This is a genomic window from Bacillus sp. AR8-1, assembly GCF_008042345.1.
Taxonomy (GTDB): Bacteria; Bacillota; Bacilli; order Bacillales; family Bacillaceae_G; genus Bacillus_A; species Bacillus_A cereus.
The window spans coordinates 1-10,642 of the sequence record NZ_QNUB01000060.1 but is presented as its reverse complement, the minus strand read 5'-3'; the positions used below and the strand labels follow the sequence as shown (position 1 = coordinate 10,642).

Below are 10,642 nucleotides of genomic sequence, written 5' to 3'. Positions count from 1 at the left end.
CGTAGGTCCAGTAGCCCCAGTGTCACCAGTAGGCCCCGTAGGTCCAGTAGCCCCAGTGTCACCAGTAGGCCCCGTAGGTCCAGTAGCCCCAGTGTAGGCCCCGTAGGTCCAGTAGTCCCAGTGACACCAGTCGGTCCAGTCGGTCCAGTTGGCCCCGTAGGTCCAGTAGGTCCAGTAGGTCCAGTTGGCCCGGTAGGTACAGTAGGCCCCGTAGGTCCAGTCGGTCCAGTCGGCCCGGTTGGCCCAGTCGGAAGGGTAAACGGTGGTATCGGTGGTAATGTAGGTCCTACAAGATTAGGGTCAAATGCACTAGCTGATAAAGATTCATCGGGATTTAATCCATTTGAATAATTATTATTTGACATAAATTCACCTCCATAAAGCGTTCATTATATAGTAGATGCAAAACCGAAAGAAAATGACACGGACATTTGAATTATTGAAAAGAAATCTTAAACTACTTGAACAATTTAAAAAAATGGAAAGTTTAGTATATGTATAACATATGATTGATTTGGAAGAGGGTGATTATGTTGAACAAGCAAGGAATTACAATTAGTTTATGTATGATTGTTCGAGATGAGGAGGAGACAATAGCCCGTTGTTTAGAAACAGTTGAAAAAATTGCGGATGAAATTATAGTAGTTGATACAGGTTCCGTCGATCGAACGAAAGAAATCGTAGAGAAATACACTTCTAACATATATGATTTCCAGTGGATTGATGATTTTGCAGCAGCAAGAAATTTTTCTTTTTCAAAAGCGACGCAAGAGTATATATTGTGGCTAGATGCAGATGACGTATTATTAGAAGATGCTCAAGAAGCATTGAAACTTTTAAAAAGAGAATTAGATCCTAAAATTGATGCTGTTTCGATGCCTTATCACCTTGCAATGGATTCTAACGGGAAACCTTTATATTGTACAAAAAGAAATCGACTTGTAAAGCGTGAAAAACAATTTCAATGGTTTGGAAAGGTTCATGAGTATTTGGCTATTTCTGGTGAGGTTTTTAGTAGTAATGTTGCTATTACACATAAAAAAGAAAAAAAAGTAACAGATCGTAATTTGAAAATTTTTCAAAATACTGTAGCTGCAGGTGAAGAATTGAGTCCGAGAGATTTATTTTATTACGCAAATGAATCTACGGATAACCAAAAATATGATGATGCAGTTCTTCTATATGAAACATTTCTTAATCAAGACGAAGGATGGTATGAAGAAAAAATTTATGCATGTGGTAAGCTAGGAGATTGCTATGCGAAGCTCGGAATGTGGGAGAAGGCAATCGAATCTTGTGTGAAGTCGTTTCGGTATGACGTCCCTAGAGGAGAGAATTGTACAAGAATAGGATATATATATATGGAACAAGAAAAATATAATGAAGCGATATTTTGGTTTAAACTTGCAACGGAAGTACCGATGGCAACGGAAAGTCCTTTCCATAGTCCAGCTAGCTACACATGGCTACCCTATTTACAAATGTGTATTTGTTATAGCAGGTTAGGAGAGCAGGATAAAGCGTATTATTACAATGAATTAGCAGCTTCTTATGTTCCGAATAATGCTGCAATTGAATATAACCGTAAATATTTTCGGGGGGTTTTTGATAAACCGTATAAAGTGTAATAGGTTTCGTTTCTTAGAAATGATGTATCTTTATTCTAACTCTAATAGATTGGTTATATATTAGAGTATCGGTAACGTAACCAATATAGATAAAAGATTTTATACTGCTATTTGTGGGCTAATAATCAGTGGAGGATGAACAAAATCTGCACTTTATAGAATTCATATGAGATTTATATTTCTAATTCTAATTCAATTTGCATAAGGAGTGTGTGAAATGAATCGCGAAAAAAGTTCTTTATATGAAGAAAAATCCGAGCATTATTATAATGCAGCGAATCCGAATTTATTAAAGCATATAAAAAAGGAATGGAAAGAAGTTCTTGATATTGGTTGCTCGAGCGGTGCATTGGGAGCGGCTATTAAAGAAAATGGTACACGTGTATCAGGAATTGAGGCATTTCCAGAGGCGGCAGAAAAAGCGAAAGAAAGACTAGATCATGTTATTTTAGGGGATATAGAAAAAATAGATCTTCCTTATGAGGAGGGGCAATTTGATTGCGTCATATTTGGGGATGTATTAGAGCATTTATTTGATCCGTGGGCTGTAATAGAAAAAGTAAAGCCATATATAAAGCAAAATGGTGTGATTTTAGCAAGTATACCAAACGTTGCTCATATTTCAGTATTAGCTCCCTTACTTGCTGGAAATTGGACGTATACAGAATATGGTTTATTAGATAAAACACATATTCGTTTCTTTACATTCAATGAAATGCTAAGAATGTTTTTAAAAGCAGGATATTCAATTAGTAAAGTAGATCGTGTATATGTTGATCATAAAATGTATGAACCACTTATTGAGGAGTTATATGGAATTTGTAAAAAATATCGTCTTGGAAGTGGCTTCATGGCTGAGACAGTTGTATTTCAGTATATTATTGAAGCTGAAAAATCACAATTATGAGTGCTGCAGACAAAACAATATTATTTGTTACATGTATAAATGATCGGAAATTGTATGCAAACTGCGTGCGACATATATTGCAATTGTTAGTACCGCCAGGATATATTGTCCAATTTATGCCGATTCGAAATGCGAAAAGTATGACGAGTGGATACAATCAAGCCATTTCGCATCCTGCGAAGTATAAAGTTTATTTACATCAAGATGTTTTTATTATAAATAGGGCTTTTTTATACGGATTACTTCAATTATTTGAGGAACATGAACACCTTGGGATGATTGGGATGGTTGGAGCGCAATATGTTCCTCCGACTGGTGTATGGAACGAAGGGCGTGGAATTGTAGGGAAGGTCATTGGTTATATGAATGATTTGTTTTATATGGCAAGTTTAGAACAACCGTATCATGAATCAAAAACATTTATTCCTGTAGAATGTATTGATGGTTTATTAATGGCGACACAATATGATGTTCCGTGGCGAGAAGACTTATTTGACGGATTTGATTTTTATGATGTATCTCAATCGTTTGAATTTAAAAAAGCAGGATATACAGTTGGTGTACCTGTACAGCGCGATGCTTGGTGTATCCATTATCATTTTGATGTGAATATGACGAACTATGAAAAGTATCGAAAAATATTTGTGGAACACTATATGTCAGATATAAATAAGGAAGAATAAAAGGGGGGACAAAAATGAAAGATCATACAATATTAGTCGTTGTTTGTGTAAATAATGAGGAGCTTTTCAAACAATGTGAGAGCCAAATAAGAAACATTTTTGTTCCCCCTGGTTATGTCGTACAAATTTTTCCGATACGAGATGCACAAAGTATGGCGAGTGCATACAACCGAGCCCTTTCATATCCAGCGAAATACAAAGTGTATATACATCAAGATACATATCTTATTAATCGAGACATGTTTTCTACACTTATATCTCTTTTTAAAGAAAATGAAAAGCTTGGTTTAATAGGAGTCGCTGGAGCTCAGTTTTTACCGAATAACGGGATATGGTGGGAAGGAAAAAATTTAGTAGGGAAAGTGATTGAGTATAGAAGACAGAATTATCAATTATTAAATTTAGATCAGGTTTTTTATGGTAATCAACCATTTTTGTCAGTTCAGGCAATTGATGGTTTATTCATGGCAACGCAGTATGATATTCCGTGGCGAGAAGATTTGTTTCAAGGGTTTCACTTTTATGATGTGTCACAGTCTTTAGAGTTTCAAAGGGCTGGTTATTTAATCGGTATCCCAAATCAAGCAAATTTATGGTGTATTCATTACAACGGGGATGAGTTTGATGCGGATACATATGAGAAGTACCGGAAAGTGTTTGTAGAACATTACAAAGATATATTATCTCCATCATAAAGGAGAGATGCAAAGTGAAAGGAATTATTTTAGCAGGTGGTACTGGATCTAGATTATATCCAATAACGAAAGTAACGAATAAACATTTACTTCCTGTTGGTCGGTATCCGATGATTTATCATGCGGTATATAAGCTAAAACAATGTGATATTACAGATATTATGATTATTACAGGTAAAGAGCATATGGGGGATGTTGTTAGCTTTTTAGGAAGTGGTCATGAATTTGGAGTGTCCTTTACGTATCGTGTGCAAGATAAAGCAGGCGGTATTGCACAGGCGTTAGGGCTTTGTGAAGATTTCGTCGGGAATGATCGTATGGTAGTTATATTAGGGGATAATATTTTTTCAGATGATATTCTTCCGTATGTTGAAGAGTTTGCAAATCAAAAAGAAGGTGCGAAAGTGCTATTGCAATCTGTAGAAGATCCCGAAAGATTTGGCGTAGCACATATTCAAAATCGAAAAATAGTTGAAATTGAAGAAAAGCCGAAAGAGCCGAAAAGTTCTTATGCGGTTACGGGAATTTATTTGTATGATTCGAAAGTCTTTTCTTATATTAAAGAATTAAAACCTTCTGCACGGGGAGAACTTGAAATTACAGATATAAATAATTGGTATTTAAAACGAGGGGTACTTACTTATAATGAAATGAGCGGCTGGTGGACTGATGCGGGAACTCATGCTTCGCTTCAAAAGGCGAATACGTTAGCGCGGGATATTAACTTTGGGAAACAGTTTAACGGAGAATAGGTGAGAATATGAAAGTTATAGAAACAAATTTTACCGATGCAAAATTGTTAGAACCGAGGTTATTTGGAGACGAGCGTGGTTTTTTTTCAGAGAGTTATAATAAGCAGGTGCTAGAAACATTAGGGATTACGTATTCATTTGTACAGGATAACGTATCTTATTCGGCTAAGGCTGGAACGATTCGAGGACTACACTTTCAAAAAAAACCGAAAGCACAAACGAAACTCATTCAAGTTATGCAAGGGGCAATTTATGATGTTATCGTTGATTTACGAAAAAAATCACCAACATTTAAACAATGGAAAGGGTATATTTTAAGTGCAGATAACCATCGGCAATTACTAGTGCCAAGAGGGTTTGCACATGGATTTTGCACGCTTGTCCCGCATACTATCGTTATGTATAAAGTAGATGAATATTATAGCGCAGAGCATGACTCTGGATTACTTTGGGAAGATAAAGATTTAGCAATTCCTTGGCCAGTAACCGATCCTATATTGTCCGATAAGGATCAGATATTACCATTATTAGAGGAATATGAAGATAGTTTTTAAGTAGGAGCGTTGTTTATGAATATATTAGTAACAGGTGGGGCTGGATTTATTGGAAGTAATTTCGTTCATTACATGCTACAAAGTTATGAAACATATAAAATTATTAATTACGATGCATTAACATATAGCGGGAATTTAAATAATGTAAAATCTCTTCAGAATCACCCGAATTACTTTTTTGTAAAGGGAGAAATTCAAAATGGAGAGCTATTAGAACACGTTATAAAAGAGCGGGACGTACAAGTGATTGTAAATTTTGCAGCTGAATCACATGTGGACCGTAGTATTGAAAATCCGATTCCTTTTTATGATACAAATGTAATTGGGACGGTCACTTTATTAGAACTAGTTAAAAAATATTCGCATATAAAATTTGTGCAAGTATCAACGGATGAAGTGTATGGCTCTTTAGGAAAAACAGGGAAGTTCACAGAGAAAACGCCGTTAGCTCCAAATAGTCCATATTCTTCAAGTAAGGCGAGCGCGGACATGATAGCTCTATCTTACTATAAAACATATCAATTACCGGTTATAGTAACGCGTTGTTCTAACAATTATGGACCGTACCAGTATCCTGAAAAATTAATTCCATTAATGGTTACGAATGCACTAGAAGGAAAAAAACTACCGTTATATGGTGATGGTTTAAATGTAAGAGATTGGTTACATGTAACGGATCATTGCAGTGCGATTGACGTTGTTTTGCATAAGGGACGTGTAGGAGAAGTATATAATATAGGTGGAAATAATGAAAAAACAAATGTAGAAGTTGTGGAACAAATTATTACTCTTTTAGGAAAAACAAAAAAAGACATTGAATATGTTACAGATCGTTTAGGGCACGATCGTCGTTATGCGATTGATGCAGAGAAAATGAAGAATGAATTTGATTGGGAACCGAAATATACGTTTGAACAAGGATTACAAGAGACGGTGAAATGGTATGAAAAGAATAAGGAATGGTGGAAACCACTAAAAGACCAGTAAGGGGCATGTTACATGAAAGAGAGGGTTATCATAACAGGAGCAAACGGTCAATTAGGAAAGCAACTATTTGAAGAGTTAAACTCTGAAGAATATGATATATATCCATTTGATAAAAAGTTATTAGATGTGACAAATATATCCCGAATACAACAAGTGGTACAAGAAATAAAACCACATATAATTATTCATTGTGCTGCCTATACGAAAGTAGATCATGCGGAGAAAGAACAGGATCTTGCATATAGAATAAATGCAATCGGAGCTAGAAATGTAGCGGTTGCTTCACAATTAGTAGGGGCGAAGCTAGTTTATATTAGTACTGATTATGTATTTCAAGGTGCCAGACCAGATGGATACGACGAATTTCATAGTCCAGCGCCGATAAATATATATGGAGCCTCTAAGTATGCGGGGGAGCAGTTCGTCAAAGAGTTACATAATAAATATTTTATCGTTCGCACATCGTGGCTATATGGTAAATATGGAAATAATTTCGTGAAAACGATGATGCGATTAGGAAAAGAAAGAGATGAAATATCTGTTGTAGCGGATCAAGTTGGCTCGCCTACGTATGTGGCGGATTTAAATATGGTTATTAATAAGCTCATTCATACTTCTTTATACGGTACATACCACGTATCAAACAGAGGCTCATGCTCTTGGTTTGAATTTGCACAAAAGATATTTTCGTATGCAAATATGAAAGTGAATGTATTACCTGTTTCAACGGAAGAATTCGGGGCTGCAGCTGCGAGGCCCAAATATTCTATTTTTCAACACAACATGCTACGATTAAATGGTTTTTCACAAATGCCTTCTTGGGAAGAAGGATTAGAGCGGTTTTTTATAGAAACCAAAAGTCATTAACAAATTTCTGTTAATGACTTTTTTGTTTGCCTTTAAGCGGTTTTATGGTACTATAATTATAGTATCAGGTACTAATAACAAGTATAAGTATTTCTGGGAGGATATATCATGGAACTATTACAAGGGAAAACATTTGTTGTTATGGGCGTTGCGAACCAAAGAAGTATTGCATGGGGAATTGCTCGCTCTTTGCATAATGCAGGTGCAAAATTAATATTCACATATGCGGGAGAACGTTTAGAAAGAAACGTTCGTGAATTAGCGGACACATTAGAAGGACAAGAATCACTTGTATTACCTTGTGATGTAACGAATGATGAGGAACTTACAGCTTGCTTTGCAACAATTAAACAAGAAGTAGGTACTATTCACGGTGTAGCACATTGTATTGCTTTTGCAAATCGCGATGACTTAAAAGGTGAATTTGTAGATACTTCTCGCGATGGATTTTTACTTGCACAAAATATTAGTGCATTCTCTTTAACAGCTGTAGCAAGAGAAGCAAAAAAAGTAATGACAGAAGGCGGAAATATTTTAACGTTAACATACCTTGGCGGCGAGCGCGTTGTGAAAAATTATAACGTTATGGGTGTTGCGAAAGCTTCATTAGAAGCGAGCGTGAAATATTTAGCGAATGATTTAGGTCAACATGGTATTCGTGTCAACGCTATTTCTGCAGGACCAATTCGTACGTTGTCTGCAAAAGGTGTAGGCGATTTCAACTCAATCTTAAGAGAAATTGAGGAGCGCGCACCACTTCGTCGTACAACAACTCCAGAAGAAGTTGGCGATACAGCAGTATTCCTATTCAGTGATTTAGCACGTGGAGTAACAGGAGAAAACATTCACGTTGATTCAGGGTATCATATCCTAGGATAAATAGAATATTAATTTTTAAAGGACAATCTCTAAATGCTGAGATTGTCCTTTTTATTTGTTCTGAGAAAGAACGATTTTTAACGAAAGTTCTTGCCACGTGATGAATATAACTATAATAGTACACGATTTATTCAGCTACGTATGGAAGTGGGAGGGACGAGTGTGAAGAATAAAAATAAAAGTTCAACAGTTGGAAAACCGTTGTTATATATTGCGCAAGTAAGTTTAGAACTTGCTGCACCGAAAATAAAAAGGATTATCCTGACAAACTTTGAAAATGAAGATCAAAAAGAGCAAAGTAATAGACATGAAAATATTGTAAGCGGTGCTGTGGAAGAGGTAACAGAACAAGAACAACAAGAACAACAAGAAGAGCAGCAAGGGGAAGAAAAAATAGAAGAAGAAAAAGAAGAACACGCAGAACAAGAAGAGCAAGAACAACAAGAACAACAAGAACCAGTAAGAACTGTCCCGTATAATAAATCATTTAAGGATATGAATAATGATGAAAAAATTCATTTTTTATTAAACCGCCCTCATTATATTCCGAAAGTAAGGTGCAGAATAAAAACAGCTACAGTTTCTTATGTTGGATCGATCATATCGTATCGTAATGGCATTGTATCTATTATGCCGCAAAATAGTATGAGAGATATTAGGTTGTCTATAGATGATATCCAATCGATTAGTATGGCTGGCTTTTAAATATGTAAAGGTGGTAGAAAGCTTCTACCACCCCAATAGTTTTTTAGTTTACTTAACGATAGAAACGTCGCGTAAGCATTGAATCGCACAGAAACAGCTTAAATCAACAGTAATACAAGTAGTTGTAGATATTAATCTTGCATTTGGTACAGCTAAAAACGTACAAATTGGATCGTCACCAGGTGGTACCGGAGAACTGTCACCTAAAACTACAGTTAATACACGTAGTACAGCACAGCTATCGTCATCTACACTTTCCACACGGAAAATTGGAGATCGGCAGCTAGTAAGGCTTGCAGATGGTGCGAATGCTTCAAAAGGTTCTCCAGTTTTTGTGTATAAAATAAAAGGGCGTGTATTAGCTACTGATGCAGTATTGTGTGCACCTAAGAATGGGATTTCACAACCAGATCCACATGTTGTTGTAGAACAATCTTGTAATTCATTGATGAATTTTACAACGTCAACTACACAATGAGAAGAGCCATGGTGTTTATTTTCGTTACAACTCATTAATGTCACTCCTTATCTTCTTGTTTGTATTTACATTAATAAGATATTGGAGTCGAGGAGATTTGGTCACAATCTCAAGACCTTTTTTTTTAAATAGGCGAAAGAGGATAAGGGAAGGTGGAATTATGCTGTTTACAAGCTGGCTTTTATTTTTTATTTTTGCGTTAGCTGCTTTTAGGCTCACTCGTTTAATTGTATATGATAAAATAACAGCCTTTTTGCGAAGACCATTTATTGATGAATTAGAGATTACGGAGCCGGATGGAAGTGTATCAACATTTACAAAAGTAAAAGGTAAAGGATTAAGAAAGTGGATTGGTGAATTGTTAAGCTGTTATTGGTGTACAGGTGTATGGGTTAGTGCTTTTTTATTAGTTTTATATAATTGGATTCCTATCATTGCGGAGCCGTTACTTGCATTATTAGCCATTGCAGGTGCAGCAGCAATCATTGAAACGGTTACAGGATATTTTATGGGAGAATAATATTTTTTCATAATAAGAGAAAAAGCGGAGTTTAAAAGAATCAGGGAACGGAAATAAAGAGTTGTTCATATAGTAAATAGACAGAATTGACAGTAGAGGAGATGTTTGCTGTGAGCAATAATCCAAGGCAAAATTCATATGACCTGCAGCAGTGGTATCATATACAGCAACAACACCAAGCACAACAACAGGCATATCAAGAACAATTACAACAACAAGGATTTGTGAAGAAAAAGGGATGCAATTGTGGGAAAAAAAAGAACGCAATAAAACAATATGAAGAATGAAACACTCATGCTACTGTGAGTGTTTTTTATTATATAAAAAGCGGTATTTCTGTATTAGAAATACCGCTTTTTACTAACTAATTTGTGCAACTGTTAATGCTGCTGCGCGGATGTCTACAGTTCCAATTAACTGAACTGGCACAATTTGAATTAAGTCACCAGGATTTAAGTTAATAAGAATAACACCACTGGATACATCTACTTCACCAGTACCAATAACGTTAGAACGAACTGCTGTACCTGATCCAGGAATAATGTTAGCTGGCGTATTTAATGATAAGAAGAAACGACCAGCTTCTGGTGCAACAGGTGAGTTATCAAGACTAATTGTTAATGTATAACTGATTTGATAAATACCAGCTCGTAGAATTCGAATGCCATCTCCGACACTTACTGTATCGTTGATTACAGGAACAGTAATATTTGGATTTGGACTTACGCTAGGTAATAATAGTGGTGTAAATAGTGAAGCAAACTGAGGTGCAGAAGCATTGAAAGCAAAACCAAAGGCAGGTAGTGTACTAGCTGGCTTCGCCTCACAATCGATTTTAGTAAATTCGCAATCAGAAGAGAACATGTTTTTCACTCCTTTATCTGTTTCTACTTTCAGTTAATGAAAAGGACAGGTTCTATGTTCTAGACAAGTTCCCAATTTTAAGAAATTTACATAAGAATACTCTTTAAGCATGGATTGGGTGGC

Annotated in this window: 14 protein-coding genes and 1 pseudogene; 12 read left to right on the top strand and 3 right to left on the bottom strand. The window is 35.9% G+C overall.

Going from position 1 to position 10,642, the window contains the following annotated elements:
- Nucleotides 1-365 (bottom strand): annotated as a pseudogene (gene bclA, locus DN400_RS30080) (collagen-like exosporium glycoprotein BclA); the annotation flags it as partial.
- A gap of 165 nt (nt 366-530) precedes the next feature.
- On the opposite strand from bclA, the gene DN400_RS27850 reads away from it, so the two are divergent.
- The 10 genes from DN400_RS27850 to DN400_RS27805 all read left to right on the top strand — a co-directional run bounded on the left by DN400_RS27850 (nt 531) and on the right by DN400_RS27805 (nt 8,657).
- Nucleotides 531-1,628, top strand: a complete 1,098-nt coding sequence (locus tag DN400_RS27850) for a glycosyltransferase (RefSeq protein WP_065228470.1) — start codon at nt 531-533, stop codon at nt 1,626-1,628.
- A gap of 217 nt (nt 1,629-1,845) precedes the next feature.
- The gene (locus DN400_RS27845) at nt 1,846-2,535 is read left to right on the top strand and encodes a class I SAM-dependent methyltransferase (protein WP_001078430.1); all 690 of its coding nucleotides are present in this window, start codon (nt 1,846-1,848) and stop codon (nt 2,533-2,535) included.
- Nucleotides 2,532-3,218, top strand: coding sequence for a glycosyltransferase family protein (locus tag DN400_RS27840; protein ID WP_065228471.1), 687 nt, complete (start codon nt 2,532-2,534; stop codon nt 3,216-3,218). The genes DN400_RS27845 and DN400_RS27840 overlap by 4 nt, the downstream gene beginning before the upstream one ends.
- Nucleotides 3,219-3,232: 14 nt before the next feature.
- Complete coding sequence (locus DN400_RS27835) at nt 3,233-3,913, top strand: glycosyltransferase family protein (RefSeq protein ID WP_000651524.1); 681 nt, start codon at nt 3,233-3,235, stop codon at nt 3,911-3,913.
- Between the two features lie 14 nt (nt 3,914-3,927).
- A complete protein-coding gene (locus DN400_RS27830) occupies nt 3,928-4,665 on the top strand; it encodes a sugar phosphate nucleotidyltransferase (RefSeq protein ID WP_000676160.1) in 738 nt (245 codons plus the stop codon).
- 8 nt (nt 4,666-4,673) lie between these two features.
- The gene (rfbC, locus tag DN400_RS27825; RefSeq protein ID WP_000864165.1) at nt 4,674-5,219 is read left to right on the top strand and encodes a dTDP-4-dehydrorhamnose 3,5-epimerase; all 546 of its coding nucleotides are present in this window, start codon (nt 4,674-4,676) and stop codon (nt 5,217-5,219) included.
- 15 nt (nt 5,220-5,234) lie between these two features.
- On the top strand, nt 5,235-6,206 hold the full coding sequence (gene rfbB, locus DN400_RS27820) for a dTDP-glucose 4,6-dehydratase (RefSeq protein ID WP_001024177.1): 972 nt from the start codon (nt 5,235-5,237) through the stop codon (nt 6,204-6,206).
- 12 nt (nt 6,207-6,218) lie between these two features.
- Entirely contained in the window at nt 6,219-7,073 is an 855-nt protein-coding gene (gene rfbD, locus DN400_RS27815) for a dTDP-4-dehydrorhamnose reductase (RefSeq protein WP_000664659.1), read from the top strand.
- A gap of 108 nt (nt 7,074-7,181) precedes the next feature.
- A complete protein-coding gene (fabI, locus tag DN400_RS27810; protein ID WP_147802054.1) occupies nt 7,182-7,952 on the top strand; it encodes an enoyl-ACP reductase FabI in 771 nt (256 codons plus the stop codon).
- Between the two features lie 141 nt (nt 7,953-8,093).
- Complete coding sequence (locus DN400_RS27805) at nt 8,094-8,657, top strand: spore coat CotO family protein (protein ID WP_098235199.1); 564 nt, start codon at nt 8,094-8,096, stop codon at nt 8,655-8,657.
- Between the two features lie 48 nt (nt 8,658-8,705).
- Here the strand turns inward: DN400_RS27805 and exsY are convergent, their stop codons facing one another.
- Nucleotides 8,706-9,170, bottom strand: a complete 465-nt coding sequence (gene exsY, locus DN400_RS27800) for an exosporium assembly protein ExsY (RefSeq protein ID WP_001277740.1) — start codon at nt 9,168-9,170, stop codon at nt 8,706-8,708.
- 125 nt (nt 9,171-9,295) lie between these two features.
- Here exsY and DN400_RS27795 point away from each other — a divergent pair, with 125 nt between their 5' ends.
- Together DN400_RS27795 and DN400_RS27790 are read left to right on the top strand one after the other, a co-directional pair.
- Nucleotides 9,296-9,655: a DUF1360 domain-containing protein gene (locus tag DN400_RS27795; RefSeq protein WP_000899660.1), complete on the top strand. Its 360-nt coding sequence runs from the start codon at nt 9,296-9,298 to the stop codon at nt 9,653-9,655.
- 101 nt (nt 9,656-9,756) lie between these two features.
- Nucleotides 9,757-9,942 carry a hypothetical protein gene (locus tag DN400_RS27790; RefSeq protein WP_023521433.1) on the top strand — a complete coding sequence of 62 codons (186 nt, stop codon included), beginning with the start codon at nt 9,757-9,759 and terminating at the stop codon, nt 9,940-9,942.
- Nucleotides 9,943-10,015: 73 nt separating this feature from the next.
- Here the strand turns inward: DN400_RS27790 and exsF are convergent, their stop codons facing one another.
- The gene (exsF, locus tag DN400_RS27785; protein WP_000492939.1) at nt 10,016-10,519 is read right to left on the bottom strand and encodes an exosporium protein ExsF; all 504 of its coding nucleotides are present in this window, start codon (nt 10,517-10,519) and stop codon (nt 10,016-10,018) included.
- Nucleotides 10,520-10,642: the final 123 nt, after the last annotated feature.

Excerpts from the sequence above, each read along its gene's own strand:
- DN400_RS27795 (WP_000899660.1), top strand. The coding sequence starts at position 9,296 with ATGCTGTTTACAAGCTGGCTTTTATTTTTTATTTTTGCGTTAGCTGCT.
- exsF (WP_000492939.1), bottom strand. The coding sequence starts at position 10,519 with ATGTTCTCTTCTGATTGCGAATTTACTAAAATCGATTGTGAGGCGAAG.
- exsY (WP_001277740.1), bottom strand. The coding sequence starts at position 9,170 with ATGAGTTGTAACGAAAATAAACACCATGGCTCTTCTCATTGTGTAGTT.
- DN400_RS27790 (WP_023521433.1), top strand. The coding sequence starts at position 9,757 with ATGTTTGCTGTGAGCAATAATCCAAGGCAAAATTCATATGACCTGCAG.
- DN400_RS27845 (WP_001078430.1), top strand. The coding sequence starts at position 1,846 with ATGAATCGCGAAAAAAGTTCTTTATATGAAGAAAAATCCGAGCATTAT.
- rfbC (WP_000864165.1), top strand. The coding sequence starts at position 4,674 with ATGAAAGTTATAGAAACAAATTTTACCGATGCAAAATTGTTAGAACCG.
- DN400_RS27835 (WP_000651524.1), top strand. The coding sequence starts at position 3,233 with ATGAAAGATCATACAATATTAGTCGTTGTTTGTGTAAATAATGAGGAG.
- rfbB (WP_001024177.1), top strand. The coding sequence starts at position 5,235 with ATGAATATATTAGTAACAGGTGGGGCTGGATTTATTGGAAGTAATTTC.
- DN400_RS27805 (WP_098235199.1), top strand. The coding sequence starts at position 8,094 with ATGGAAGTGGGAGGGACGAGTGTGAAGAATAAAAATAAAAGTTCAACA.
- DN400_RS27840 (WP_065228471.1), top strand. The coding sequence starts at position 2,532 with ATGAGTGCTGCAGACAAAACAATATTATTTGTTACATGTATAAATGAT.
- DN400_RS27850 (WP_065228470.1), top strand. The coding sequence starts at position 531 with ATGTTGAACAAGCAAGGAATTACAATTAGTTTATGTATGATTGTTCGA.
- rfbD (WP_000664659.1), top strand. The coding sequence starts at position 6,219 with ATGAAAGAGAGGGTTATCATAACAGGAGCAAACGGTCAATTAGGAAAG.
- fabI (WP_147802054.1), top strand. The coding sequence starts at position 7,182 with ATGGAACTATTACAAGGGAAAACATTTGTTGTTATGGGCGTTGCGAAC.